At 66.9% G+C, this 25,651-nt stretch carries 30 protein-coding genes and 1 other RNA gene; 16 read left to right on the forward strand and 15 right to left on the reverse strand.

The window, feature by feature from the left end; genetic code table 11:
• The first annotated feature begins 17 nt into the window (after positions 1 to 17).
• The 6 genes from ssrS to HFK18_RS08860 all read left to right on the forward strand — a co-directional run bounded on the left by ssrS (position 18) and on the right by HFK18_RS08860 (position 3,633).
• Positions 18 to 203: non-coding RNA, 6S RNA (gene ssrS, locus HFK18_RS08835), on the forward strand.
• A gap of 83 nt (positions 204 to 286) precedes the next feature.
• Positions 287 to 880: a 5-formyltetrahydrofolate cyclo-ligase gene (locus tag HFK18_RS08840; protein WP_180165847.1), complete on the forward strand. Its 594-nt coding sequence runs from the start codon at positions 287 to 289 to the stop codon at positions 878 to 880.
• Positions 877 to 1,356, forward strand: a complete 480-nt coding sequence (locus HFK18_RS08845) for an EVE domain-containing protein (RefSeq protein ID WP_025874197.1) — start codon at positions 877 to 879, stop codon at positions 1,354 to 1,356. Before HFK18_RS08840 ends, HFK18_RS08845 begins: the two co-directional genes overlap by 4 nt.
• Positions 1,357 to 1,380: 24 nt before the next feature.
• A complete protein-coding gene (gene rpiA, locus HFK18_RS08850) occupies positions 1,381 to 2,028 on the forward strand; it encodes a ribose-5-phosphate isomerase RpiA (RefSeq protein ID WP_099820806.1) in 648 nt (215 codons plus the stop codon).
• Between the two features lie 20 nt (positions 2,029 to 2,048).
• Positions 2,049 to 2,495: a DUF192 domain-containing protein gene (locus HFK18_RS08855; protein WP_180165848.1), complete on the forward strand. Its 447-nt coding sequence runs from the start codon at positions 2,049 to 2,051 to the stop codon at positions 2,493 to 2,495.
• A 292-nt stretch (positions 2,496 to 2,787) separates the two neighbouring features.
• Positions 2,788 to 3,633: a SirB1 family protein gene (locus tag HFK18_RS08860; protein ID WP_180165850.1), complete on the forward strand. Its 846-nt coding sequence runs from the start codon at positions 2,788 to 2,790 to the stop codon at positions 3,631 to 3,633.
• Between the two features lie 71 nt (positions 3,634 to 3,704).
• On the opposite strand, the gene HFK18_RS08865 is transcribed toward HFK18_RS08860, so the two are convergent.
• Positions 3,705 to 3,929, reverse strand: a complete 225-nt coding sequence (locus tag HFK18_RS08865) for a rubredoxin (protein WP_025874193.1) — start codon at positions 3,927 to 3,929, stop codon at positions 3,705 to 3,707.
• Between the two features lie 34 nt (positions 3,930 to 3,963).
• Between HFK18_RS08865 and thiE the strand changes: the two genes are divergently transcribed.
• Positions 3,964 to 4,599, forward strand: coding sequence for a thiamine phosphate synthase (gene thiE, locus HFK18_RS08870; protein WP_180165852.1), 636 nt, complete (start codon positions 3,964 to 3,966; stop codon positions 4,597 to 4,599).
• A 15-nt stretch (positions 4,600 to 4,614) separates the two neighbouring features.
• A complete protein-coding gene (gene hemL, locus HFK18_RS08875) occupies positions 4,615 to 5,904 on the forward strand; it encodes a glutamate-1-semialdehyde 2,1-aminomutase (RefSeq protein WP_180165854.1) in 1,290 nt (429 codons plus the stop codon).
• A gap of 141 nt (positions 5,905 to 6,045) precedes the next feature.
• Here hemL and azu read toward each other — a convergent pair whose 3' ends face one another.
• Positions 6,046 to 6,495, reverse strand: a complete 450-nt coding sequence (gene azu / locus HFK18_RS08880; protein ID WP_180165856.1) for an azurin — start codon at positions 6,493 to 6,495, stop codon at positions 6,046 to 6,048.
• Positions 6,496 to 6,617: 122 nt separating this feature from the next.
• Between azu and HFK18_RS08885 the strand changes: the two genes are divergently transcribed.
• Complete coding sequence (locus HFK18_RS08885) at positions 6,618 to 7,220, forward strand: HAD-IA family hydrolase (protein ID WP_180165858.1); 603 nt, start codon at positions 6,618 to 6,620, stop codon at positions 7,218 to 7,220.
• 149 nt (positions 7,221 to 7,369) lie between these two features.
• Here HFK18_RS08885 and HFK18_RS08890 read toward each other — a convergent pair whose 3' ends face one another.
• The gene (locus HFK18_RS08890) at positions 7,370 to 8,596 is read right to left on the reverse strand and encodes an acetylornithine transaminase (protein ID WP_180165860.1); all 1,227 of its coding nucleotides are present in this window, start codon (positions 8,594 to 8,596) and stop codon (positions 7,370 to 7,372) included.
• Between the two features lie 63 nt (positions 8,597 to 8,659).
• Between HFK18_RS08890 and HFK18_RS08895 the strand changes: the two genes are divergently transcribed.
• Positions 8,660 to 9,532: an ion transporter gene (locus HFK18_RS08895; protein ID WP_089238093.1), complete on the forward strand. Its 873-nt coding sequence runs from the start codon at positions 8,660 to 8,662 to the stop codon at positions 9,530 to 9,532.
• Positions 9,533 to 9,695: 163 nt separating this feature from the next.
• Here the strand turns inward: HFK18_RS08895 and HFK18_RS08900 are convergent, their stop codons facing one another.
• On the reverse strand, positions 9,696 to 10,514 hold the full coding sequence (locus HFK18_RS08900) for an NAD(P)-dependent oxidoreductase (protein WP_180165862.1): 819 nt from the start codon (positions 10,512 to 10,514) through the stop codon (positions 9,696 to 9,698).
• A gap of 107 nt (positions 10,515 to 10,621) precedes the next feature.
• Between HFK18_RS08900 and HFK18_RS08905 the strand changes: the two genes are divergently transcribed.
• Positions 10,622 to 11,305: a hypothetical protein gene (locus tag HFK18_RS08905; RefSeq protein ID WP_180165864.1), complete on the forward strand. Its 684-nt coding sequence runs from the start codon at positions 10,622 to 10,624 to the stop codon at positions 11,303 to 11,305.
• Between the two features lie 47 nt (positions 11,306 to 11,352).
• Here HFK18_RS08905 and HFK18_RS08910 read toward each other — a convergent pair whose 3' ends face one another.
• Both HFK18_RS08910 and HFK18_RS08915 read right to left on the reverse strand, forming a co-directional pair.
• Entirely contained in the window at positions 11,353 to 11,841 is a 489-nt protein-coding gene (locus tag HFK18_RS08910; protein ID WP_180165866.1) for a DUF2867 domain-containing protein, read from the reverse strand.
• On the reverse strand, positions 11,838 to 12,500 hold the full coding sequence (locus HFK18_RS08915; protein WP_180165868.1) for a serine/threonine-protein kinase: 663 nt from the start codon (positions 12,498 to 12,500) through the stop codon (positions 11,838 to 11,840). The genes HFK18_RS08910 and HFK18_RS08915 overlap by 4 nt, the downstream gene beginning before the upstream one ends.
• Before the next feature lie 85 nt (positions 12,501 to 12,585).
• On the opposite strand from HFK18_RS08915, the gene HFK18_RS08920 reads away from it, so the two are divergent.
• Entirely contained in the window at positions 12,586 to 14,583 is a 1,998-nt protein-coding gene (locus HFK18_RS08920) for a bifunctional DedA family/phosphatase PAP2 family protein (protein ID WP_180165870.1), read from the forward strand.
• A 143-nt stretch (positions 14,584 to 14,726) separates the two neighbouring features.
• On the opposite strand, the gene HFK18_RS08925 is transcribed toward HFK18_RS08920, so the two are convergent.
• The 3 genes from HFK18_RS08925 to HFK18_RS08935 all read right to left on the reverse strand — a co-directional run bounded on the left by HFK18_RS08925 (position 14,727) and on the right by HFK18_RS08935 (position 17,558).
• Positions 14,727 to 15,305, reverse strand: a complete 579-nt coding sequence (locus HFK18_RS08925) for an LON peptidase substrate-binding domain-containing protein (RefSeq protein WP_180165878.1) — start codon at positions 15,303 to 15,305, stop codon at positions 14,727 to 14,729.
• The gene (gene mpl / locus HFK18_RS08930) at positions 15,302 to 16,666 is read right to left on the reverse strand and encodes a UDP-N-acetylmuramate:L-alanyl-gamma-D-glutamyl-meso-diaminopimelate ligase (protein ID WP_180165880.1); all 1,365 of its coding nucleotides are present in this window, start codon (positions 16,664 to 16,666) and stop codon (positions 15,302 to 15,304) included. The genes HFK18_RS08925 and mpl overlap by 4 nt, the downstream gene beginning before the upstream one ends.
• Before the next feature lie 328 nt (positions 16,667 to 16,994).
• Positions 16,995 to 17,558: an adenylate kinase gene (locus tag HFK18_RS08935; RefSeq protein ID WP_025874177.1), complete on the reverse strand. Its 564-nt coding sequence runs from the start codon at positions 17,556 to 17,558 to the stop codon at positions 16,995 to 16,997.
• Between the two features lie 136 nt (positions 17,559 to 17,694).
• Between HFK18_RS08935 and HFK18_RS08940 the strand changes: the two genes are divergently transcribed.
• Both HFK18_RS08940 and HFK18_RS08945 read left to right on the forward strand, forming a co-directional pair.
• Entirely contained in the window at positions 17,695 to 18,951 is a 1,257-nt protein-coding gene (locus HFK18_RS08940; protein WP_099821615.1) for a 6-phosphofructokinase, read from the forward strand.
• A gap of 30 nt (positions 18,952 to 18,981) precedes the next feature.
• Complete coding sequence (locus HFK18_RS08945) at positions 18,982 to 19,371, forward strand: DUF488 family protein (RefSeq protein WP_180165882.1); 390 nt, start codon at positions 18,982 to 18,984, stop codon at positions 19,369 to 19,371.
• A gap of 79 nt (positions 19,372 to 19,450) precedes the next feature.
• Here the strand turns inward: HFK18_RS08945 and HFK18_RS08950 are convergent, their stop codons facing one another.
• Complete coding sequence (locus HFK18_RS08950; RefSeq protein WP_180165884.1) at positions 19,451 to 19,954, reverse strand: hypothetical protein; 504 nt, start codon at positions 19,952 to 19,954, stop codon at positions 19,451 to 19,453.
• A 291-nt stretch (positions 19,955 to 20,245) separates the two neighbouring features.
• Here HFK18_RS08950 and HFK18_RS08955 point away from each other — a divergent pair, with 291 nt between their 5' ends.
• Positions 20,246 to 22,273 (forward strand): sodium-translocating pyrophosphatase, encoded by a 2,028-nt coding sequence (locus HFK18_RS08955; protein WP_180165886.1) that lies wholly within the window; start codon positions 20,246 to 20,248, stop codon positions 22,271 to 22,273.
• Positions 22,274 to 22,310: 37 nt separating this feature from the next.
• Here HFK18_RS08955 and HFK18_RS08960 read toward each other — a convergent pair whose 3' ends face one another.
• The 5 genes from HFK18_RS08960 to HFK18_RS08980 are packed head-to-tail and all read right to left on the reverse strand — an operon-like array spanning position 22,311 to position 25,262.
• Positions 22,311 to 23,030, reverse strand: coding sequence for an energy transducer TonB (locus HFK18_RS08960; RefSeq protein ID WP_180165888.1), 720 nt, complete (start codon positions 23,028 to 23,030; stop codon positions 22,311 to 22,313).
• On the reverse strand, positions 23,027 to 23,452 hold the full coding sequence (gene exbD, locus HFK18_RS08965) for a TonB system transport protein ExbD (protein WP_180165890.1): 426 nt from the start codon (positions 23,450 to 23,452) through the stop codon (positions 23,027 to 23,029). The genes HFK18_RS08960 and exbD overlap by 4 nt, the downstream gene beginning before the upstream one ends.
• A gap of 8 nt (positions 23,453 to 23,460) precedes the next feature.
• Complete coding sequence (gene exbB, locus HFK18_RS08970; RefSeq protein ID WP_180165892.1) at positions 23,461 to 24,189, reverse strand: tonB-system energizer ExbB; 729 nt, start codon at positions 24,187 to 24,189, stop codon at positions 23,461 to 23,463.
• Positions 24,176 to 24,643 carry a YbaN family protein gene (locus HFK18_RS08975; protein WP_100553477.1) on the reverse strand — a complete coding sequence of 156 codons (468 nt, stop codon included), beginning with the start codon at positions 24,641 to 24,643 and terminating at the stop codon, positions 24,176 to 24,178. Before HFK18_RS08975 ends, exbB begins: the two co-directional genes overlap by 14 nt.
• 31 nt (positions 24,644 to 24,674) lie before the next feature.
• Entirely contained in the window at positions 24,675 to 25,262 is a 588-nt protein-coding gene (locus tag HFK18_RS08980) for a biliverdin-producing heme oxygenase (protein WP_100553478.1), read from the reverse strand.
• Between the two features lie 107 nt (positions 25,263 to 25,369).
• Here HFK18_RS08980 and HFK18_RS08985 point away from each other — a divergent pair, with 107 nt between their 5' ends.
• The gene (locus HFK18_RS08985; protein ID WP_180165894.1) at positions 25,370 to 25,627 is read left to right on the forward strand and encodes a DUF2789 domain-containing protein; all 258 of its coding nucleotides are present in this window, start codon (positions 25,370 to 25,372) and stop codon (positions 25,625 to 25,627) included.
• Positions 25,628 to 25,651: the final 24 nt, after the last annotated feature.

Genomic DNA, 25,651 nt, shown 5'->3' on the forward strand with positions numbered 1-25,651 from the left:
TGGCTATAATGGCCACGCGTTCTCTGCGGTACTCGACGGCATGTGCAAACATTCGCCTTGTCCCTTAAGAACGACACCGGGAGCGCGACAGCGCCGGGAGTGCAGGTCCGCCTTGCAGCGGGAAGCCCGATGGTTCTCCAGCGTTCCCACTTGAGCCCCCGGGTTCAAGGTCGTTTCGCATGCATCGACATTGCGGAGAATGCAATATTCCAGCAAGGGCGGCGTCTTCGGACGTCGCCCTTGTTCTTTCCGGCACAATGACGGCTGATCCTTGCCGCACGCTGCCATGACCGACCCGCGACAGGCCCTGCGCCACGACCTGCGGCAACGCCGCCGCGACCTTTCCGCCCCCGCCCGTATTGCCGCTGCCGAATCACTGGCCGACGCGCTGCTGACACTGCCGTTCGCCCCGCGCGAAGGCGCCGTGGCCGGCTACTGGGCGCTGGATGGCGAGATCGCCCTGCACCGCTGGCAGCTGCAGCTGCCCGACACGCTGCGCTACTGCCTGCCGGTACTGCACGGCGACGTATTGCGCTTCGCGCCCTGGCGCCCGGGCCAGCCGTTGACCAGCAACCGTTACGGCATCCCCGAACCGGACATCGCCATCGAAGACACGCTGGAACCCGCGCAGATGGCCCTGGTGGTGACGCCGCTGGTGGGCTTCGACGCACAGTGCCGGCGGCTGGGAATGGGAGGCGGCTGGTATGATCGCAGCTTCGCCTTCCGCCATGATCGGCCGGCGCCACCCTGGCTGGTCGGCGCGGCATTCTCGGTGCAGCAGGTCGAGTCCTTGCCGGTAGCGTCCTGGGACGTGCCGGTGGATGCGATCTGCACTGAAGCCGGCACCCTGCTCCCTTCCGCTGCCCCCGTGAACGCATGACCGCCCGCAAGCGCTACTGGCTGATGAAGTCCGAACCGGACGCCTTTTCCATCGATGACCTGGCCAAGGTCAAGGTTGAACCCTGGAACGGCGTGCGCAACTACCAGGCGCGCAATTTCATGCGCGACGGCATGCAGGTCGGCGACGGCATCCTGTTCTACCACTCCAATACCAAGGTGCCCGGCATCGTCGGCCTGGCCACGGTGGCCAGCGCGGCCTATCCGGATGACACCCAGTTCGATCCGAAATCCGACTACCACGACCCCAAGAGCACGCGCGAGAACCCGCGCTGGATGCTGGTGGACGTGGCCTTCGACCGCAAGCTGAAGCAGGTGATCGCGCTGGACGAGATCAAGCTGCACGCCGAGGAACTCGGCGAAGGCTTCCCGCTGGTTGCCAAGGGCAACCGCCTGTCGGTGTTCCCGGTGACCGCCGCGCAGTGGAAGCTGCTGCTGTCGCTGGAAAAGAAATCCTGATTCCCTGCCTGAGAGCTCCCCGCAATGTCTGAAGCCAAGCGCCTGGCCGCCGAAAAGGCCATCGAGTACGTCGAAGACGGCATGATCGTCGGTGTCGGTACCGGTTCCACCGTCGCCTATTTCATCGATGCGCTGGCCCGCATCCAGCATCGCATCAAGGGTGCGGTGTCCAGTTCCGAGCAGAGCACCGCGCGCCTGAAGCAGCATGGCATCGAGGTGATCGAGCTGAACCACACCGGCACCCTGTCGCTGTACGTGGATGGCGCCGACGAGTGCGATGCCAACAAGTGCCTGATCAAGGGCGGTGGCGCTGCGCTGACCCGCGAGAAGATCATCGCCGAGGCCAGCGAGCGCTTCGTCTGCATTGTCGACCCGAGCAAGCAGGTACCGGTGCTCGGCAGGTTCCCGCTGCCGGTGGAAGTGATCCCGATGGCACGCAGCCTGGTCGCCCGCCAGATCCGCGACATGACCGGCGGCCAGCCGACCTGGCGCGAAGGCGTGGTGACCGACAACGGCAACCAGATCCTGGACATCCACAACCTGCAGATCACCGACCCGGAAAAGCTGGAGCGCGAGCTCAACCAGTTGCCGGGCGTGGTCTGTGTCGGCCTGTTCGCGCGCCGCCGTGCCGATGTGGTGATCGTCGGCGGTGAGCCGCCGATCGTGCTCTGATCCTTTCGAAGGACCCTACGATGTCGTTGCTGCGCTCCCTGTTGATGCTTCCGCTGCTGGCCCTGACCGGCTGCGCCACCGATGCCGCCCGCCACTGGGTGGAACTGGGCGGCGCACGCTATGACGTTGAACTGGCCACCAACGATGAAACCCGTGCGCGTGGGCTGATGTTCCGCGACCAGATGGCCGAGGACCACGGCATGCTGTTCGTGCATGACCGCGAGGAAATGCAGGCGTACTGGATGAAGAACACCAAGATCGCGCTGGACATCCTGTACTTCGACAGCGAGCGGCGGCTGGTGAGCCAGCAGCGCGACGTGCCGCCGTGCTCGGCCGGCGACATGTGCCCGCCCTACCCCAGCGGTGGCCCGGCACGCTTCGTGCTGGAGCTCAATGCCGGCCAGGCGGAGAAGCTCAAGCTGAAGGATGGTACCGAGCTGACCTTCGGCCCGGGCATCGAGAAATAAAGGTTCGGCCGGGCTGCGCCCGGCACCCGCCGAATCAACATCAAATGCAACATCTGGGCGTCCGAGGGATGGCGGGGCGATGTGGGCTTGCAGGACCGCAGGCGCCATCCATGGCGCCTGCGGTCCTGCAAGCCCACACCGCCCCACCTCTGACAGCTTCCTGCTGCTGTTGGTAGGTGTCGACCTTGGTCGACACGGTAGATCCACGCCATGCGTGGATGGGAAATCGGTGGGATGAGAAATTCACGCCGCACTGCTTGAAACCGCCCACGATTGCCGCCAGTCTGTGGACATGCAGGACCGGATCACACTCCCCGACTGGGATGCACTGGCCGCCTTCGACGACGAGGCGCTGCCACTGCTGCCGACCGCGCTGCTGATCGCGCGCGATGAATATCCCGATCTGCAGCCGTCGACCTACGATGCGCTGGTGCAGAGCCACGTCGAGCACCTGCGCGCCGAGGTGGACAGCATCGAGCACAGCCCGCTGAAGATGGCCGCCATCAACCGGCATCTGTTCGATGAGCTGGGTTACAGCGGCGACCACCAGGAGTACTACGACCCGCGCAACAGCTACCTCAACCAGGTCTTCGAGCGCCGTCTGGGCAATCCGATCTCGCTGGCGCTGGTGCAGATGGAAGTGGCGCGACGGCTGGGCATTCCGCTGGACGGGGTGTCATTTCCCGGTCATTTCCTGGTGCGCCTGCCGGTCGACGATGGCGTGCTGGTGATGGACCCGTTCAACGGTGGCCGCCCGCTGGACGTGGACGAACTGCGCGAACGCGCCAAGTCGCACCTGGGCGGGCAGATGCCCGACGACCAGGTGCTGGCGCAGATCCTCGATCCTGCACCGAGCCGCGCGATCCTGATCCGCATGCTGCGCAACCTGCATGGGGTCTATGCCGAGGCCAGCGAGTGGGATCGTGCCGCGCGCAGTGCCGACCGCCTGCTCAAGCTCGCCCCCGAACAGGACGATGCCCTGCGTGATCGCGGCCTGGCCTATCTGCAGCTGGACTACCTGGCCGGGGCCCGCACCGACCTGGGCCTGTACCTGAAGCGCAACCCCGAGGCCAGCGACGCGCAATGGCTGCGCGAGAAGCTGATTGATCTCGGCGGACCGGTACCGCGGCTGCATTGAGGTTGTCCGGTGTGCGGTCCAACGGTCCGCACCCACCGGTAGCGCCAGGCCATGCCCGGCGGCGACTGCGCTCAGTCGATCTCGACCATCTCGAAATCGTCCTTGGTCACGCCGCAATCCGGGCATGTCCAGGTCTCGGGGATGTCTTCCCAGCGCGTTCCCGGAGCGATGCCCTCTTCCGGCAGCCCATCCGCTTCGCGGTACAGGAATCCGCAGACCACGCACATCCAGGTACGCAGGGTGGTGGGGGTGGCTTCGCTCATCGGATAATCAGGGCTGGATTCACGGGCCGCCATTGTCCCATCGCGGTCCACTCACCGGTAGCCATCGATGACTTCTGCTTCCCCGACGCCCCGCGGCGTCTACCTGATCACCCCGGATGAACCCGATACCGCCCGCCTGCTGGCGCGCACCGCGCCGCTGCTGGCTGCCGGCGCCACCTGGCTGCAGTACCGCAACAAGACCGCCAGCGATGCCCTGCGGCGGGAACAGGCCACGGCCCTGCAGGCTTTGTGCGCAGCCCATGGCGTGCCGCTGATCGTCAACGACGACCCGGCGCTTGCCCAGGCCATCGGCGCGGCCGGCGTGCACCTGGGCGGCACCGACGGTGACATCGGCGCCGCGCGCAGCCTGCTCGGCGCCGACGCCATCATCGGCGCGTCCTGCTACGACCAGCTGGCCAATGCCGAGCGTGCCGTGGCCGCCGGCGCCAGCTACGTGGCCTTCGGCGCGTTCTTCCCCACCACCACCAAGGTCACCAGCAGCCGCGCCCATGTTGACCTGCTGCGGCAAAGCGCCGCACTGGGCGTGCCGCGGGTGGCGATTGGCGGCCTGAGCCCGGACAATGTCGGTCCCATCATCGATGCCGGCGCCGATCTGCTGGCCGTGGTCAGCGGCATCTACGCCGCGCAGGACCCGGTCGCGACCCAGCGCGCCTACCTCGCCCGTTTCGATACGCCGCAGTAATACCCAGGAAACCCCATGAACCACGACCAGTCCCACGCCCTGTTCTCCCGCGCCCAGGAACTGCTGCCCGGCGGCGTCAACTCACCGGTGCGCGCGTTCAAGTCGGTCGGCGGCGAACCCTTCTTCGTCGAGCGCGCCGACGGCGCCTACCTGTACGACGTCGACGGCAACCGCTACATCGACTACGTGGGTTCGTGGGGCCCGATGATCGTCGGCCACAACCACACCGCCGTGCGCCAGGCAGTGAAGAAGGCGATCGACAACGGCCTGTCCTTCGGTGCGCCGTGCGCAGCGGAAGTGACCATGGCCGAGACCATCACCCGGCTGGTGCCGTCGTGCGAGATGGTGCGCATGGTGAACTCCGGTACCGAGGCTACCCTGTCGGCGATCCGCCTGGCGCGCGGTGCCACCGGCCGCAACTGCATCGTCAAGTTCGAAGGCTGCTACCACGGCCACGGCGACTCGTTCCTGGTGAAGGCCGGCAGCGGCATGCTGACCCTGGGCGTGCCGACCTCGCCCGGCGTGCCGGCCGGCCTGAGCGAACTGACCCTGACCCTGCCCTACAACGACTTCGAGGCCGCCACCGCCCTGTTCGAGGCACGCGGCAGCGAGATCGCCGGCCTGATCATCGAACCGGTGGTGGGCAACGCCAACTGCATTCCGCCGCGCGAAGGCTACCTGCAGCACCTGCGTGCGCTGTGCACGCAGTACGGCGCCCTGCTGATCTTCGACGAAGTGATGACCGGTTTCCGCGTTGCCCTTGGCGGTGCGCAGGAGTACTACGGCATCACCCCGGACCTGACCACCTTCGGCAAGATCATCGGCGGCGGCATGCCGGTGGGCGCCTACGGCGGCCGTCGCGAACTGATGCAGCAGATCGCCCCGGCCGGCCCGATCTACCAGGCCGGTACGCTCAGCGGCAATCCGGTGGCGATGGCCGCCGGCCTGGCCATGCTGGAGCTGATCCAGCAGCCGGGTTTCCACGACGATCTGAGCGCGCGCGCCGCACGCCTGTGTGCGGGCCTGGAAGCTGCCGCCGCCGATGCGGGCGTAGCGGTGACCACCACCCAGGTGGGCGCTATGTTCGGGCTGTTCTTCACCAGCGAAAAGGTGGAGACCTATGCCCAGGCCACGGCCTGCGACATCCCGGCATTCAACCGCTTCTTCCACGCGATGCTGGACCAGGGCGTGTTCCTGGCACCGTCGGCGTACGAGGCCGGCTTCCTGTCCAGCGCTCATGATGATGCGGTGATCGAGGCCACGCTGGCAGCGGCGCGCGTGGCGTTCAAGGCGGCCAAGGGCTGAGCCCCGCCGTGGTGGGTGCCGACCTTGGTCGGCACTTCCATCCACGCGTGGCGTGGATCTACTGATCACGGTGCTTCCATCTACGCATGGCGTGGATCTACTACCAGAAGTAGAGCCGCGCCATGCGTGGCTGCTGCGCACTCAACCGAAGACGAACTTGCCCTTCATCATCGCGAAGTGGCCGGGGAACGAGCAGAAGAAGGTGTAATCGCCGCCCTTCTGCAGACCCCTCGTGGAGAAACGCACGCGGGTGGTCTCGCCACCGCCGATCACCTTGGTGTGGGCCAGGACACGCTTGTCGGCCTTCGGCAGGTAGCTGTCGGCCAAGGTCATGCGCATGCCCGCGATCGCCACCGGCTGGTAGTCGGCGGTGCGGGTCAACACCCAGTTGTGGCCCATCGCAGTGGCGGCCAGCCTGCCGGTGTGGCGCAGGGTCAGGTCAACTTCGCTGCAATCGGCAGCCACTTTGATCTCGCGGCTGCTGAAACTCATCTGGTCGGTACTGTCGATGCTGACCGCACATACGCGCGCCATCGCCGACGGCGCCAGCATCAACGCGCCCAGTCCCACCGCTACCATCCAAGCCTTCATCATCACGTCTCCTGCAGGTTCGATGGCCATTCTAGGCAGCGGCCTGCCGGCCCGGCTGCGACCGTGTGTCGCAGTTATGGTCCAGGGTTTGCGCTGGGATGCGGCAATGGCATGCTCGCCCGATGCGGATCGACCTTCTCCTGCTCGATGTCGACGGCGTGCTGGTGCACTACCAGCGCGCACAGCGCGTGCTGCATCTGGCACAGGCGCTGGACGTGCCGACCGCGCACGTGCACGCCGCACTGTATGACAGCGGGCTCGAAGCGGCACACGACAGCGGCACGCTGGATGGCGGGCGCTATCTGGCCAAGCTTGGCGAACTGCTCGGTGTGCCCGTGGATGTGGGGGCCTGGATCGCTGCCCGGCATGCCGCCAGCCAGCCACAGCAAGCCGTGCTGGAGCGACTGCAGGCACTGCAGGTGCCGATCGCGGTGCTGACCAACAACGGTGCGTTGATGGCACAGGCGCTGCCGACGCTGCTGCCGCAGCTGTTTCCTGCATTGCAGGATCGCGTGTTCTGCAGCGCTGATTTCGGCCTGCGCAAACCTGCGCCGGAGGTGTTCCTGCGCACGCTCGCAGCCCTCCGCGTGGCACCGGGGCACACACTGTTCGTCGATGACCTGTTCGCCAACGTGCGCGGTGCACGCGCGGCGGGCCTGCACGCGGAAACCGTGCACGACGGACGTGGACTGGGGAAGGTACTGAAGCGCTACGCGGTACGGTGATCCGCAATTCTGTAGAGCCGAGCCCATGCTCGGCTGCTGTTGCCTGACATCGCGATGAGCCGAGCATGGGCTCGGCTCTACGGAGGTTCCGCAGCAGTAGGGTCGGAGCCCTCTCCGCAGGAGAGGGATCCGACCCCGGCGTCAGGGCTTCAGCGTGCTGCGACGAACGCGGCAATCGCCGCGCGCAGGCGCTTCAGGCCTTCGGCCACTTCTTCGTCGGCGATGTTCAACGACGGCACGAAGCGCAGCACGTCCGGGCCCGCCTGCAGGGTCAACAAGCCCTGTTCGGCGGCGTGGTCGAGGATGGCGCCAGCCTGGCCAGCAAACTCCTTGCTCAGCACCGCACCCAGCATCAGGCCGCGACCGCGCACCTCGCTGAACACCTTGAACTCGTCATTGATGCGGGCGAAGCCATCGCGCAGTGCCTTCGACTGGCGACTGACATTGGCCGCGATCTCGGCCGAAGCCAGCTTGCGCAGCGCCACGCGGGCGACCGCCGCGGCCAACGGATTGCCGCCGAAGGTGGTGCCGTGGGCACCGAACTGCATGGTCTCGGCCACCTTCGGGCCGGCCAGCATCGCACCAATCGGGAAACCACCACCCAGCGCCTTGGCCAGGGTCACCATGTCCGGCACCACGTCGTCCTGCCAGTGCGCGAACAAGGTACCGGTACGGCCCATGCCGGCCTGGATCTCGTCCAGCACCAGCAGTGCGTTGTGCTGGTCACACAGCTCGCGCACGCGCTTGAGGAAACCGGACTTGGCCGGCATCACCCCGCCCTCGCCCTGGATCGGCTCCAGCATCACCGCCGCCACGTCGCCAGCCGCCATCGCCGTTTCCAGCTGCACCTCATCGTTGAAGTCGATGTAGCGGAAGCCACCGGGCAGCGGCTCGTAGCCCTCCTGGTATTTCGGCTGCGCGGTGGCGGTCACCGCGCCCATGGTGCGGCCATGGAAGCTGCCACGGAAGGTGATGATGACGCGCTTATCGGCCGGACGGCCCTGGCTGGAGGCCCACTTGCGGACCATCTTGATCGCCACTTCATTGGCTTCGGCGCCGGAATTGCACAGGAACACACGCTCGGCGAAGCGGCTGGCCTTCACCAGTTCCTCGGCAAGGTGCAGCGGCGGCGCGCTGTAGAACACGTTGCTGGTGTGCCACAGCTTGCCGGCCTGTTCGACCAGTGCGGCAACCAGGTCCGGATCGTTGTGGCCCAGGCCGCACACGGCGATGCCGGCGGCCAGGTCGATGAACTCACGGCCCTGGCTGTCCCACACGCGGGCGCCCTGGCCTCGCTCCAGCACCACCTGGCGGGGCTTGTACACCGGCAGGTAGTAGTGCGACAGGGAGATCAGCGGATCGGTAGCGGCGGTCATGGCAGTCGGCAGGGTTCAGGAACGCCCATTCTCGCGCCGGAACCCGTGCGGCACAATGCACGCATGCGACCGTTTTCCGCCCCCCAGCTGAACCCCGCCACCGAGACCGGCTGGCGCCGCCGATGGTTCGACATCATCTATCGCCACGACAGCCGGCCCTCGCGCAATTTCGACCTGCTGCTGGTGTACGCGATCATCGCCAGCGTGCTGGTGGTGATGTTCGACAGCGTGCAGCGTTTCCACATCGCCCACGCCGACTGGCTGTACGTGCTGGAATGGGGCTTCACCATCCTGTTCACCGCCGAATACGTGCTGCGCCTGGCGGTAGTGAAGCGCCCCCTGCGCTATGCGGTGAGCATCTGGGGCATCATCGACCTGGCCTCGATCCTGCCGACCTATCTGTCGCTGTTCATTCCCGGTGCGCAGAGCCTGCTGGTGGTGCGCGCACTGCGCATCCTGCGTGTGTTCCGCATCCTCAAGCTGACCCGCTACATCGAAGAGAGCGGCGTGCTGATGCAGTCGCTGTGGCGCAGCCGGCGCAAGATCCTGCTGTTCCTGTTCACGGTGGTCACCATCACGATCATCGCCGGCACCCTGATGTACGTGATCGAGGGGCCGAACCATGGCTTCACCAGCATCCCCAGCAGCATGTACTGGGCGGTGGTGACGATGGCCACGGTCGGCTTCGGTGACATCGTGCCGCAGACCGTGCTCGGCCGATTCGTCACCTCGGTGCTGATCCTGATCGGTTACAGCATCATCGCCGTGCCCACCGGCATCTACACCGCCGAGCTGGCCAGCACCATGCGCGATGCCGAACTGGCCGCGCGCCGCGATGCACGTGGCTGTCCGCACTGCGGGCTGGAAGGCCACGAGCCCGATGCGCGGCACTGCCGCAAGTGTGGCGGACCGTTGCCGGATACGTTCAGCCACTGACGATGATGCCGGCCAGCGGCCGGCACTACCAATGCCTGCGGCAGTAGATCCACGCCATGCGTGGATGAAGCCCCACCGAACGGCAGTAGATCCACGCCATGCGTGGATGAAGCCCCACCGAAGGCAGCACAGTAGATCCACGCCATGCGTGGATGCTCCTGGCTCAATCCAGGAACAGATCCGGCAGCAGCGGACGCGACGCATCCACCGCATACCCGGAAAGATCAGTCACGCCGGCCTCGGCCAGCACCTCGTCATCGATCAGGAAACGGCCATGGAAGCCGGCCGCTTCACGCACCAGCACCGCATGCGCAGCATCGGCCATGATCTGCGGCGTACGGCAGCCGCCGATGTCCACGCCGGGAATCATGTTGATCGCATCGGTGGCAATGACCGTGCGCGGCCACAGCGCATTGACCGCCACGCCCTGCGGGCCGAACTCGGCGGCCAGGCCGAGGGTGACAAAGCTCATGCCCATCTTCGCCAGCGTGTAGCCGGTATGCGCGCCCCACCACTTGGGATCGAGGCTCGGCGGCGGTGCGAGGGTCAGGATGTGCGGGTTCGGCGCCTGCAGCAGGTACGGCAGGCAGGCCTGCGCGCACAGGAAACTGCCGCGCGAATTGACCTGCTGCATCAGGTCGAAGCGCTTCATCGGCGTGTCCAGGGTGCCGCGCAACCAGATGGCGCTGGCGTTGTTGACCAGGATGTCGATGCCACCGAAGGTGTCCACGGCGGCAGCAACGGCTGCCTGCACCTGGTCTTCTTCACGGATGTCGCACTTCAGCGCCAGGCCCTGGCCACCGGCTGCGGTGACGGCCTCGGCGGCGCTGTGGATGGTGCCCGGCAGCTTCGGATTGGGCACCGACGACTTGGCGGCAATGGCGACGTTGGCGCCATCGCGCGCGGCGCGCAATGCGATCGCCAGGCCGATGCCACGCGAGGCACCGGTGATGAAAAGGGTTTTGCCCTGCAGACTGCCCACGTTCCACACTCCAGCGTATGCAATGAGCCGCTAGTATGCCGCGCCGACGCGGAGTTCACCGCACGTTGACGATACTGGCGGCCCGGTCACTGCACGAGGTCCATGCCATGCGCTGTTCCCGCCTGTTGTTGCCTGCCCTGGGCCTGGCCCTGCTCACTGCCTGCCAGGGCCGTTCGCCTGAACCCGGCAGCGCGCCGGCCAAGGATGACGCCGCCAGCGTCGACAAGGCGGCCGGTGATGGCAAGCTGCGCTGGAGCGAGGCCGTTGTCTGGGATGGTGACCTCAACACCTGCCGCCAGGGCGACAGCGCGGCCACCCGTGATTGCCTTCGCGATGCGATGCGCGCCGGCGGGGCGAGTGCCGATGCGGTCACCGCCGCCGAACAGCTTTCCACCGGTGGCGAACTGGCCTACGTGACCGCCTGGCATGAACATGACGGCCTGGGCGTGGCCACCGTCGAATACCCGTTCCGCGCCAACACCAATGAAGGCACGCGCCTGGTCGATGCCGGAGGCAAGCGTATCGACGTGGATGCAGTGCAGCTGGACGACACGCTGCGCGCCGATCCCGGCGTGCAGGAGGTGCTGAAGGCGAACCCGCAGGCCACGCCGTTCGCGCCGGCGCAGGCCGCAGGTACTGCAGCACTGGATGGAGGTGGCATCCGCCTGCTGTACCGCACGCCGCTGCGCGATTGCCATGCGTGCCCGGATGTGGGGCAGCTGCAGACCGGCTATGACTTCGACGGCAAGCGCAACTTCATCGGCCAGCAGGTGGTACCGGTGACGCCGTAGCAGTTCGCCGCGCCATTCGGTAAAGCGCATCCACACATGGCGTGGATCTACTGATACCCGCGCACCTGCTTGCTGAGCAGGTGCGGCGCGATCCAGCGATGTACCGGCGCGACCGGCAGCATGTACAGGCGACCGAACGCGTTGTGGGTGCGCACCACCGTCGCTATTTCCAGCGCGTCGCCATGCCACTGCAGCGCCAGCTGCACGCGCAGATGGCGGTCGTCGTCTTCCAGCACGATGGCATCTTCGCCCAGCGCCTGCAGGGTGAAGATGCCGAGCCGTTGCCCGGGCTGAGGATCGACCGTCTGCTGCACCGCGCGCAGTGAGCCGAGATCCTTCATGCGCAGCAGCCGCATGCCACAGTTGCGCAGGCCCATCAGCCCGTCGAACCAGCCCGGCACCGCCGCTGCCATATCGCGGTAGGCCTGCAGCGCCGAACGCCCGTTGCGCGGCGCCGCCTCTTGGCAGGCATGGACGAAATCGGCACCCGGCAGTTGCGAATGCAGCACGCTACTTTCGCTCAGCAGCGCGCTCATGGCTTAGGGCCCTGCCCTTCGTTGTCTTCCCAATGCAGGATGCGGCGGGTGACGAAGCGGTAGACCGGCTTGCCGGTGGCGAACCAGAGGTCGCGCACCCACGAGGTGCGCTTGAGCACGCGCTTCTCCACCGGCGTCAGCGACGCGCGGCAGTACATGCGCTTGTGCTTGAGCAGGTGGCGCAGGTCTTCGCGCGCCAGCAAGCGCATCCAGCGCGAGCGCGGGTCGCCGATCACCGCCAGCTGGAAGTCGATCAGCGCCGGACGACCGTCCTCGGTCACCAGCCAGTTGGCTTCCTTGGCCAGGTCGTTGTGGGCCACACCGCGTCGATGCAGCTGTTGCAGCAGGCGACGCGCGGCGCGGAACCAGGCCACATCACCGCGCGGCGGGCGCTGGTACATCGCATCGCCGGCCATGAAGCTGCGGTCCAGGTTGCGGCCATTCCAGTCCAGCAGTTGCGGCACGTCGGCCATGCCGTGGATGTGCTTCAGCGCGCGCGCTTCGCGCCGCGCCAGCCACCACGCAGGCAGCCGCAGCCACAGCGGCGTGGCCCCCAGATCGCGGCGCACGAAGGGGCCTCCCGGGCCCTGCACGAGGAGGATCCGGCCAAAGCTGTCGGCCTTCAGTGCATGCGTTGGCGCGTCGTTGGATACAGGCATGGCGACATTCTAGGCGATGGCGATGGTTGCAAACGGTCACCAAGCGGCTGGGAACCAGTCACCTTCACGCCTCTATAATCGGGAAATGGACTCTTCATGGATCGACGCCACCCTCGCGTGGATTGCCGCTCATCCCGTGTTGGCGGGTGCGGTCATCTTTCTGATCGCCTTCTGCGATGCGGTCATCATTCTTGGCGCCATCGTGCCAGCGCTGCCGTTGCTGTTCGCCGTCGGCGTGTTCATCGGCCTGGGCCAGATCTCCGGGCCGTATGCAGTTGCGGCTGCGGCGCTGGGTGCGTTCGCCGGTGATGGCATCAGCTACTGGATAGGCCGGCGCTGGGGCGATCGCCTGCGCGGCGTCTGGCCGTTCAGCCGCTACCCGCAGCTGCTCGACCGGGGCGAGAACCTGTTCCGCCGCAATGCATTCAAGAGCATCCTGATTGCCCGCTATGTCGGCGCGATCCGGCCATTCGTGCCCGCCATTGCCGGCATGATGAAGATGCCCGCCAGCCGTTACGTACAGGCCAGTGGCATCGCCAGTATTTCCTGGGCTGTGCTGTTCCTGGCCCCGGGCTGGATCCTCGGCGAAGCCTATGACGCCGTTGCTGCTGTTGCCGGGCGGCTGGTCGTGGTGGCGGGCCTGCTGGCGGTGATTCTCAGCCTGGTCTGGGCCATCGTGCTGTACGGCTATCGCTGGTCGGCCGCGCGCATGGACAACTGGCTGGCCCGACTGCTCGACTGGTCCAACCGGCACCCGACACTCGGTCGCTACACCGTCGGCGTGCTCGACCCGAAGCGCCGCGAGTCGGTACCGCTTGCGATGCTGGCGCTGATGCTGCTGCTGTTGGGCTGGGGCTGGTTCGCCCTGTTGACCGTGGTAGTCGCCCACGGCGAGCCCCTGGCGGTGGATCTGCTGGTGCACCAGGCGATGCTGGCGCTGCGCAATCCGCTGGCCGACTACCCGATGGCCGCCCTGGCCTCGTTGGGCGCATGGCAGGTGCTGCTGCCGGCAACCGCTGCGGCAATGGGCTACCTGGTCTGGCGCCGGCGCTGGATGGCGGCTGCACATTGGTTGGCCGCATTGGCCTTCGGCCTGGCCCTGACCAAACTGCTCGGCGCCACCGTCGATGTGGTGCGCCCGATCGATGCCAGCAGCGGCTTCGGCTTCCCGTCGGTGTCAGTGACCATGGCCACCATCACCTTCGGCTTCTTCGCGGTGCTGATCGCCCGCGAAATGCCCGGCCGCACCCGCGTCTGGCCGTACCTGGTATCGGGCATCGTGGTCAGCCTGATCGGCTTCTCGCGCTTGTACCTGGGCGCGCACTGGCTGAGTGACGTCATCGGCGGTATGTTGTTCGGCACGTTCTGGCTGCTGGTGCTGGGCATCGCCTACCGTCGCCGCTTCAACCGCTCGTTCTGGGTCAAGCCGGTGGCCTGGCTGTTCTACGGCGTCTTCGCGGTGGCGGCGATGTGGTACGCGCCGCGCAACATCGCCATCAAGCTGGAACGCTTCGAGCCGACACTTCCGGCGCCGCTGGCGATGGACGCGCAGGCCTGGTGGCAGCACGACTGGGCGAAGCTGCCGGCACGCCGCAACGAATTCGACGACGACCAGCGCTGGCCGCTGGACGTGCAGGTGGCTGGCCCGTTGGCACCGCTGCAGGCGCAGCTGGAAGCGCGCGGCTGGCAGGTGCAGGCCCAGGCCGGCTGGCAGGAAGCGCTGCTGATGCTGGACAAGAACACCGGCGCCGATGAACTGCCGGTGCTGCCGGCAACACTGGATACGCGCGTCGAAGCGCTGCTGATGGTGCGCCAGGGCGCGCAGGCCGATGAGCGCTACGTGCTGCGCCTGTGGCAGGCACCAGCGCAGCTGCAGCCGGGCGACACGCCGTTGTGGCTGGGCAGCGCGCAGACCCTGCGCTACGAGCGTCACTTCCAGTGGATCGGCATGTGGCACCCGGTACGCGGGATCGATCCGGCGTTGAACGCGGTGAAGGAAGCGGTGCAGGCGCTGCCTCAGCAGGAAGCCGTGCACCCGGAGACCGGACTGCCGGTACTGCGGTTCAAGACCACCGCGCCCTGATGGATCCGCCGGGCATGGCCCGGCGCTACCGCCTCCGTTCTGGTAGTCGCCAACCTTGGTTGGCGCTTTCGGGCAAAGGCTGCCAACCAAGGTTGGCATCTACCGCCGCCAGGCCATGCCCGGCGAGCGCTGCGGCCGCTTTTTTACGGCATCCAGCCCAGCAGCTGCTGCAGGCGCTGGTGCGGGTCGTCCAGCTGCAGCAGCTGCAGGCGCTGCTGTTCGCTCAGCGGCAGCAGTTCGCCCAGCCGCCAGCTGACCCAGCTGGCCTGGTCCATCAAGGCCGGCGTGGCCGGTGCGAATGCCGTGCCCGCCTGCTCGATGATGTGGTCCAGTACCGTCGCCAGCAGCGCATGCTGCGGACGCAGTTCGTCATCGGGATCCTCATCGCACCAGCGCACATCGGCCACCACCAACCCGTTGTCGCGCACGCGCGTGCGCTCGACATGGAAACGGCGGGTGCCGCGCAATCGCAGCTGCAGCACGCCATCGGCGCCGACGTCGAAATCCTCGATCTTCACCTGCACGCCGAAGGCGGCCGGCGTTGCCGGCGCTCCCACTTCGTGCCCTTCCAGGATCAGGCAGACACCAAACCCTTCGCCGCTGCGGCCGGTTTCGCGGACCAGATCCAGGTAGCGCGGCTCGAAGACGCGCAGGCCGATGGCCGCTCCCGGAAGCAGCGTCGCATGCAGCGGGAACAGCGGAAGCGAACCCTCGCCGCTCATCGTGCCTGCAGTCCTGCCAGGAAGCGGCGCGGCGCACCGTCGAAGCCACCGTTGGACATGAACACCACATGGTCGCCGCTGCGCACATCGGTCTGCAGCTGCGCCAACAGCGCGTCGGTATCGGCCACCGCGTGCGCCTCACCGCGCACCGCGGCGATCACTGCGGCCGCATCCCAGGCCAGCTCCGGGCGGTGCAGGAACACCACCTCATCGGCGAGTGCCAACGACGGTGCCAGCGCCTGCGCGTGGGCCCCGAGCCGCATCGAATTGCTGCGCGGCTCCATCGCCACCACGATGCGCGCATCACCGACCCTGGCACGCAGGCCTTCGAGGGTGGTCGCAATCGCGGTCGGGTGATGGGCGAAGTCGTCGTAGACGGTGATGCCATCGTGGTTGCCGATCACTTCCATGCGCCGCTTGACGCTGCGGAAGCGCGCCAGCGCCGGGATCACCTCGGCCGGCGCGACACCCACTGCATGTGCAGCGGCCAGTGCGGCCAGGCCATTGAGCACGTTGTGCCGGCCCAGCAGCGACCAGTGCACATCGCCCAGTGCCTGCCCGCGATGATGGACGCGGAACGCGCTGCCATCGGCGGCCAGCAGCTCGGCATGCCATTCCAGCGACGGATCGAAGCCGAAGCGTTCGACCGGGGTCCAGCAGCCCATCGCCAGCACTTCAGCCAGGTGCGCGTCTTCGCCGTTGACGATCAGGCGGCCGCGCGCCGGCACGGTACGCACCAGGTGGTGGAACTGGCGCTGGATCGCCGCCACGTCGGGGAAGATGTCGGCGTGGTCGTATTCGAGGTTGTTGAGGATCGCCACCAGCGGCCGGTAGTGCACGAACTTGCTGCGCTTGTCGAAGAACGCGGTGTCGTACTCGTCGGCTTCGACGACGAATTCGCGGCCCTGGCCCAACCGGGCAGACACGCCGAAGTCCTCGGCCACGCCGCCGATCAGGAAGCCGGGGGAGCGACCGGCATTCTCCAGCAGCCAGGTCAGGATGGTGGTGGTGGTGGTCTTGCCATGGGTGCCGGCCACGGCCAGGGTGTCGCGTCCCGGCAGGACCTGCTCGGACAGCCACTGGGCGCCGGAAATGTAGCGCTGGCCGGCATCCAGCACGGCTTCCACGGCCGGATTGCCGCGCGACAGCGCGTTGCCGATCACCACCTGCCCGGTGCCCTGCGGCACGCTGTCGGCGCGGTAGCCCTGATCCAGGGTGATGCCCAGCTGCTCGAGCTGGGTCGACATCGGCGGATAGATGGCCTGGTCGCTGCCACTGACCGTATGGCCCAGTTCCCGCGCCAGGGCGGCCACGCCACCCATGAAGGTGCCGGCGATTGCAAGGATATGTACGCTGCTCATGACCGGGGATTGTGACCGATCACGGCTGTATAGGGCCATTGTCGGCAACAGGGTAAGAGAACCCCTACAGTCACTGTGAGAAAACTCCAATCGCATGTCAGGGAATTCCCGATAGCGATGTTCTGTGAACCCGGACACAATTCAGGATGCCAGCCGCAGTACCCGAACCGGTCCTACTCCCCAAGAGGCCATCCCCAAGGGAGCTCATGCTGTGGGGGCCCTGAGCAAGCCCTTTGCTGGCACCTATGCAACGAAACAGGCCTGATCCTCGCGGATCAGGCCTGTTTTTTTTGCGCCAGCGGCGGCCGGCATCGACCGCCCGAACGGGTCAGCGCTTGATCGCCGCCAGGATGCGGGCTTCGATCTCGTCCAGTTCGCCGACGCCATCGACGCGCGCCAGGGTGCCACGGCCAGCGTAGAAGTCGACCACCGGAGCGGTCTGCTCGGTGTAGACCTGCAGGCGCTTGCGCACCGATTCCGGATTGTCGTCGGCGCGGCCCTGTTCCTGCGCACGGCCAGCGATACGCTCGACCAGCAGTTCGGTGGCCACATCCAGCTGCACCACGGCATCCAGCGGCTGGCCGATCTCGGCCAGCATGCCGTCCAGCGCGTTGGCCTGGGCCACATTGCGCGGATAGCCGTCAAGGATGAAGCCCTTGGCGACATCGGCCTGGGCCAGGCGCGACTTCAGCATGCCCAGCAGGATCTCATCGGACACCAGGTTGCCGGCATCCATCACCGACTTGGCCTGCTTGCCCAGCTCGGAGCCGGCGGCGATTTCCGCGCGCAGCATGTCGCCAGTGGAAATGTGGGCGATCTCGAGCTTTTCCTTCAGGCGCGTCGCCTGTGTCCCCTTGCCCGAACCGGGCGGTCCCAACAGAACCAATCGCATTGACCTGACTCCAACGTGTTGAAAATAAAGAAGGTTCGCGTCCCGGACGGTCCGGTATCGCTGCACCGCAATAGCGCCACTTTAGCGCATCCGGGTAATGTCCCTGCAATGTCCCCTCCCCCGAGCAGGTAGAAGCATGCGCAATGGCACCCTCCTTTACGCCCAGTCCGGCGGCGTCACCGCCGTCATCAACGCCACTGCCGCGGCGGTGATCGAACAGGCCCGCGCCAAGGGAATCAAGGTCCTGGCCGCGCGCAACGGCATCCTTGGCGCCCTGCGCGAGGAGCTGATCGACACCAGCAAGGAGAGTGCTGCGGCCATCCGTGCCCTGGCCCACACCCCCGGCGGCGCGTTCGGCTCGTGCCGGGTCAAGCTGAAATCACTGGAGGCCGACCGTGCCCGTTACGACCGCCTGCTGGAGGTCCTGCGCGCCCACGACGTGCGCTGGTTCCTCTACAACGGCGGCAACGACTCGGCGGACACCGCCCTGAAGGTATCGCAGCTGGCAAAAAGCTCCGGTTACGACCTGACCTGCATCGGCGTGCCCAAGACCATCGACAACGACCTGGCGGTGACCGACACCTGCCCCGGCTTCGGCTCGGCGGCCAAGTACACGGCCGTGTCCGTGCGCGAAGCGGCGTTGGACGTGGCGGCCATGGCCGAGACCTCCACCCGCGTCTTCATCTACGAGGCGATGGGCCGCCACGCCGGCTGGCTGGCCGCGGCCGCCGGCCTGGCCGGCACCGGCGAGGACGACGCTCCGCACATCATCCTGCTGCCCGAGCGCGCCTATGACGAGGCCGCGTTCCTGGCCAAGGTCAAGGCCGTGGTGGCGCGCGTGGGCTACTGCGTGGTGGTGGCGTCGGAAGGCATCGCCACCGCCGATGGCCGCTTCGTCGCCGACGCCGGCGGCGGCAAGGACTCCTTCGGCCATTCGCAGCTGGGCGGCGTGGCCGCGCATCTGGCCGGGCGGGTCAAGGACCAGCTGGGGCTGAAGGTGCACTGGGCCCTGCCCGACTACCTGCAGCGATCGGCCCGCCACCTGGCCAGCAGGACCGACTGGGAACAGGCCCAGGCGGTAGGCAAGGCCGCGGTGCAGCTGGCGCTGAAGGGCCAGAACGGGGTGATGCCGGTGATCGTGCGCAGCAGCGATGCGCCGTATCGCTGGAAGATCGAAGCCGCACCGCTGTCGAAGATCGCCAACCATGAGAAGAAGATGCCGGCCAGCTTCATCCGCCGCGATGGATTCGGCATCACGGCCAAGGCGCGCGCCTACCTGCAGCCGTTGATCAAGGGCGAAGCACCGTTGCCCTACGGTAGCGATGGCCTGCCGAAGTACGTGACGCTGAAGAACGTCGCGGTGAAGCAGAAGCTGCCAGCGTTCGAAGGCTGACCCCTCCGTCCCCTTTTCAGGAGGAATGCCATGGCGCTGCGTGTTGTTCGACTTGGCTCACCGCGTGCGCCCGGTGAAGGCCTGCGCATCGGCACCGTGCGGCGCCCGCCGCGCGGTGTGCCGCGCAGCGAGTTCGCGAAGCAGGACTGGTACGACGTCTGGTTTCCTACGCTGTCTCCCAGCGCGGAGCTGGTGAAACAGGCGCACGAGGCGAAGACCGCCGCCGACTGGACGGCGTTCTTCCGTCACTACAAAGTCGAAATGAAGGCACCCGATGCGGCGCACGCGCTGGACCTTCTGGCGGCACTGTCGCAGCACAGCGATATCGCGGTGGGCTGCTATTGCGAGGATGCGGCGCGCTGCCACCGATCGGCACTGCGCGAACTGCTGGTGGCGCGCGGGGCGAGACTTGCGGATTGATCAATGGGTTGCCGGCCAGCGGCCGGCACTACCTAGGTCTCGCTTGCAGTAGATCCACGCCATGCGTGGATGCTTGGCTTCAATTGCAGGCCTTGCCTTCCATCTGCAGCTGCGCGGCGAACATCGTCACCTGCGGGATCTTGCCCGCAGCGGCCTGCTTCTTGGCTTCTTCCAGATAGATGCGCGACTGGCCCTGCCCATCCAGCGCCTGCGCGTTGTTCACCGGCAGACGCCACACGCGCACCACCGCCTGCTGCGCCGGGCACGCCGCATTCGGAACCCGGATCACGTCATTGAGCTTCCAGCCCTTGTCGGCGCTCGGTTGTGCCTTGGCGTAGTCGACAAAGCGGGCGCGCGGCTGGCACTGCTCGCTGGTGCGCACCGCCGAGAAACGATAGGGCTGCGCGGCCTGGCCGGTGAACGCGCCTTCCAGGCGGGCACAGGCCTCGGGAATCTGCCGCAGGGTATGCACCGCGCCGACCGCCTGCGGTGCACCGACCGCGCGCTGCAGTTCGGGTGCTTCCGCCGCGAAGGCAGGCAGGGCCGGGGCCAGAACGGCAAGCATCAACAGGGACAGGCGCATGGGGATTCTCCGACAGGACTGCGCGCAGGCTTGCAGAGGTTGGCTTAACGGGGTGCAAAGGCGCATCCATCGAGCAGCCGCTGCGCTCGCCGGGCGCGGCTAGTCGAGCATGGCTCGACTCTACAACTAGCCGGACGCATACTGCGGACACCAGGGAATGCTGAACACCGCCATACGTCGGACGACCACCAAGGTCGGTACGGGTTGGTTCCAGGCTGCAGCCCGTCGTCCCCCTCGTGGTGCAGTTCATCGCCACTGGATGCTTGTCCATCCATTCTGCGGAGGGGTCTAATGCTGGAACGTCACGGGCTGTCATTGGCGCTGGGCTGCGCCATTCTCGCGATCCTGTACGGAATCGTCTCGGCGCGCTGGATCCTGCGCCAACCCACCGGCAATGAACGCATGGTCGCCATCGCCACGGCCATCCAGGAAGGCGCGCGCGCCTACCTCAACCGTCAGTACCTGACCATCGGCATCGCGGGCGTGGTGCTGTTCGTGCTGGTCGGCATCTTCCTGAGCTGGTACACCGCGATCGGCTTCGCGGTCGGTGCGGTGCTGTCCGGCGCAGCGGGCTACATCGGCATGAACGTGTCGGTGCGCGCCAACGTACGCACCGCAGAGGCCGCGCGCCATGGCATCAGTGCGGCGATGGACGTTGCGTTCCGCGGCGGTGCGATCACCGGCATGCTGGTGGTCGGCCTGGGCCTGCTCGGCGTGGCCGGCTACTACGCACTGCTGCTGCGGCTGGGCCTGCCGATGGACCAGGCACTGCATGCACTGGTCGGCCTGGCCTTCGGCTCATCGCTGATCTCGATCTTCGCGCGTCTGGGCGGCGGCATCTTCACCAAGGGGGCCGATGTCGGCGCCGATCTGGTCGGCAAGGTCGAAGCCGGCATTCCCGAGGACGATCCGCGCAACCCGGCGGTGATCGCCGACAACGTCGGTGACAACGTCGGCGACTGCGCCGGCATGGCCGCCGATCTGTTCGAGACCTACGCTGTCACCGTGATCGCCACCATGCTGCTGGGCAGCCTGATGCTGGCCGAGGCCGGTGCCAATGCGGTGCTGTATCCGCTGGTGCTGGGCGGTGTGTCGATCATCGCTTCGATCATCGGCGCGCTGTTTGTGAAGGTGAAGCCCGGCGGCTCGATCATGGGCGCGCTGTACAAGGGTGTGATCGTCTCAGGCGTGCTGGCAGCGATCGCGTTCTATCCGATCACCACAGGTCTCATGGCAGACAACGTGCATGGCCCTGTCGCACTCTACGGCTGTGCGTTGATCGGCCTGGTGTTGACCGGCCTGATCGTATGGATCACCGAGTACTACACGGGCACCCAGTACAAGCCGGTGCAGCACGTGGCGCAGGCCTCGACCACCGGCCACGGCACCAACATCATCGCCGGCCTCGGCATCTCGATGAAGTCCACGGCGCTGCCGGTTATCGCCGTCTGTGTGGCGATCTGGGGCGCGCACGCGCTGGCAGGGTTGTACGGCATCGCCATCGCCGCCACCGCAATGCTGTCGATGGCGGGCATGATCGTCGCACTCGATGCCTACGGGCCGATCACCGACAACGCCGGTGGCATCGCCGAGATGGCCGAACTGCCCTCGGAGATCCGCGACATCACCGATCCGCTCGATGCGGTGGGCAACACCACCAAGGCAGTCACCAAGGGCTATGCCATCGGTTCGGCAGCACTGGCCGCGCTGGTGTTGTTCGCCGATTACACGCACAACCTGCAGGCGGCCAATCCCGGCCAGGAGTTCCGCTTCGACCTCAGCGACCACACGGTGATCATCGGTCTGCTGATCGGCGGCCTGATTCCCTACCTGTTCGGCGCGATGGCGATGGAAGCGGTCGGTCGCGCGGCTGGCGCGGTGGTGGAGGAAGTGCGGCGGCAGTTCCGCGAGATTCCCGGCATCATGCAGGGCACCGCCAAGCCGCAGTACGACAAGGCGGTTGACATGCTGACCCGCTCGGCGATCCGCGAAATGATCGTGCCGTCGCTGCTGCCGGTGGCCGTGCCGGTGGTGGTCGGCCTGCTGCTGGGGCCGCGCGCGCTGGGCGGGCTGCTGATCGGCACGATCGTCACCGGGCTCTTCGTGGCCATTTCGATGACCACCGGCGGCGGTGCCTGGGACAACGCCAAGAAGTACATCGAGGACGGCCACTTCGGCGGCAAGGGCAGCGAGGCGCACAAGGCGGCAGTGACCGGCGACACCGTGGGTGATCCGTACAAGGACACCGCCGGCCCGGCGATCAACCCGCTGATCAAGATCATCAACATCGTGGCGCTGTTGCTGGTGCCGTTGCTGTAGATCCACGCCATGCGTGGATGGCCGCCCCCGCCGCCGATCACCGACCGCGCAGATAGAACGCCACCGGTACTATCACTTCTACCGGGTCGCCGGCCACATCGGCCGGCGGCACCGGCACCGGGCTGGCCCGCTGCACGGTGTCCAGTGTCTCCTGATCGAGCAGGGCGAAGCCGCTGCTGCGCTCGATGCGCGGCGCCGACACGCGGCCGTCGCGGGCAACCGCAAAGCGCACATAGGCCACGCCCTGCTGGCGCAACCGTTCGGACTGGCGTGGATAACGCCGATGCTGTTGCAGGTGTCCCAGCAGCAACCCCTGCCAGGTGGCGTTGGCACTGCTGCGTTCGCCAGCGGTGGTGCGCGGTGCAGCGTAACGTGCTGCTGTCTGTGCAGGAACGTCCGGCGGCGCCAGCGTGCGATCGACGTTGGCGTCCGCAGCGTCCTCTGTCGGCTTCGCAGCTGGCTCGAGCGGGGCCGCAAGTTCCCCTTGTGGCAGCGCCGGCGCTTTGATCTGTTCGTGTTGCTTCGGCACGGTCACGCGCCGCTGCTGCTCCTGCTGCAACGGTCCGGCGGGCAGCGCGCGCGGCGGTACCGGCGGCGCCTGGGCGGCGGGAGCCAATTCCAGCATCAAGGCGGCAGGAGGTGCCACTGCTACGACCGGCGGCGTGCGCGCCGCCCACCACCACAGCGTAACGATCAGCACCGCATGTGCCATCAGCACGATCGCCAGGCTGGCTGCCCAGCGCTGCAGCCCGCTCATGGAGCGCCCTGCTCCAACCCGACCAGGGCGACCTTCAGGTAACCGGCACTGCGCAGCGCATCCAGCGTCGCCATCAGGTCTCCATAGGAGACGCGCTGATCGGCACGCAGATAGAGACGCTGCGACGTATCGCCATGCGTTGCCGAGCGCAGCGCAGTGGCGAGGCCATCGCGCACCACCGGCGCCTCGCCCACCCGCAGCGACAGGTCGGCCTGCACGGTCACATACACCGGCGCATTTTCTGTCGGCGTCGCCTGTGCGCTGCTGGCGGGGAGCTGCACGGGCACCGACACCGTAGCCAACGGCGCGGCCACCATGAAGATGATCAACAGCACCAGCATCACGTCGATGAAGGGCGTGACATTGATCTCATGGGCTTCTTGCGGGGTGTCATCGCGTCCGGATGCGGTCCTGATCGCCATGGCGTGCCTCAGTTCACTGCACGCAGCGTGCCTGCCGGCGCACGGCGTGCAGCCCGATCCAGATCACGCGACACCAACTGCTGCACAGCTGCGGACAGATCGCCCAGCAGGCCACGCAGGCCCGCCAGCACCCGGGTGAAGTGGTTGTAGACCAGTACCGCCGGGATCGCTGCGACCAGACCGAGCGCGGTAGCCAGCAGCGCCTCGGCAATGCCTGGCGCAACCACGGCCAGATTGGTGGTGTTGCTGTGGGCGATGCCGATGAAGCTGTTCATGATGCCCCACACGGTGCCGAACAGGCCCACGAAGGGCGCCACTGCGCCAATGCTGGCAAGCACGCCGATGCCACGACGCTGGTTGCGTGCGGTCTCCAGTTCCAGGCGCTCCAGTCGTGACGCCACCCGCTCCTTGATCCCCTCACGATGATCAAGTTCCTGCGACAGATGCAGCTCGGTGCGCGCAGCATCCAGCATGGCGACGGCGATGCTCTGCTGCAGTGCGGGCTCGCCGCCTGCGACCGGCAGGCTGGGTGCCGACAGCAGCAGGCTTCGCGCGAGGCGCAAGGCGCGCGCCTGCCGTGCCAGTTCCCAGCCCTTGGCCAGCAGCACAGTCCAGGTGGCCAGCGAGGCTACAGCCAGGGCAATCATCACGCCCTTCACCACCACATCGGCAGCCAGGTACATACCCCAGGGGGTCAGTGCGGGGGCGGCCATGGGCGCCAGATCAGCAGGCAGCATCGTCAGAGGTTCCATTGGAATCGGAAGAGGAGGCGCGACGGCGGGCAGCGCGCGGATCGGCGGCATCGTCCACGCCCACCAGCGGCGAAAGATCGAAACGTGGCGCCGGTCGACTCAGGACATAGCCGGCACTGACCGCAAAGAACAGGCCAACGCCCAGCAGCAGGCGCCAGGACGGGTGTGCGCCCCAGCAGAACATCGCAAATCCCACCGCCATGCCCGCGCTGGCAAACGCCTTGCCCTTGCGCGATACCGCGCCCTGCTCACGCCACAGGCGCAGCGACGGGCCGTAGCGCGGATGGGAAAGCAGCCGCTGCTCGAACCTGGGTGAACTGCGCGCGAAGCAGCCCACCGCCAGGATCAGGAAGATGGTGGTCGGCATGACTGGCAGCAGCGCGCCGATCACCCCCAGCGCGACCATCAGCCAGCCGAGCGCGAACCAGAGCCAGCGCATCAATCGCGCGCCAGCGCGCAGTGCAGGGACATCAGGAAAACTCCACTTCGACATGGCCGTGTACGCTGCGGAACGCGGCATCGGCGGCATCGATCACTTCCTGCTCCTGCGCCGGCGACAGCACCACTGCATCCAGTGCAGCAGTGAACTCGCGCCAGTGCCGCGCGGCCCCATCAGGATGTGCCGCCAGGTGGCGCGCACCGAAATCACGATCCAGGCCAAGCGCAGCCGCCATCTTGTAGAGCACGGTGCCACCCAGGTTGGAGCCTTCAGCAACATACAACCAGCCCAACGCAGTCGGCAGCGGCAGGTCATTCCCGAGTGCGATGATGTCCTCGCCCGGCAGCGCCTGCTCCAGGTCCTGCAGGTCGCTGCGTACCTGCTGCAGGCGGCGACGTTCAGCCAGGTCCGGCAGCAATGCGTCCAGCGCAGGGCTGGCGTACAACGCGTCGATGCTGCGGTGGAAGCGGTACTGCACGCGCAGGAAGCGAGCGAAATTGCTGCGGTCGGCAAAGATGTCGCCGGCCATGATGCGCTTGTCGAGGGCGCCATGGCTGTCGCGGGTGGCGGCCTTCAGCCGCACGCTGCGGCTGTCTTCGAGGGATGTCTGAACGGTCATCGGGAGTGCCAGGGAAAGCGTCCCCCTGTAGACGATCCCGGCGAGGGTTCCCCCAACCCTGCTTGCGTCGATAATGCAGGTTCCTTTCCATTGCCAGGACCCCACCGATGATCACCACCGAACCGCGCATGACCAACCTGTTCCTGCAGCTGGGTCTGGATGCCAGTGCCGAGGGCATTGCCAGGTTCATCGCCGACCACCAGCTGGCCGCCGGTGTGGAAGTGGCTGATGCCCCTTACTGGAACGATGCCCAGCGCCAGTTCCTGGCCGAATCGCTGCAGGCTGATGCAGCCTGGACCACCGTGGTCGACGAACTGAACGAAGCGTTGCACGAGGCGGCGGTGAAGGCGGCGACCGGGCTGTAATCGCCGGGTGGTAGCGCCGGCATG

The organism is Stenotrophomonas sp. SbOxS2 (assembly GCF_013416715.1).
GTDB classification, from domain to species: Bacteria; Pseudomonadota; Gammaproteobacteria; order Xanthomonadales; family Xanthomonadaceae; genus Stenotrophomonas; species Stenotrophomonas lactitubi.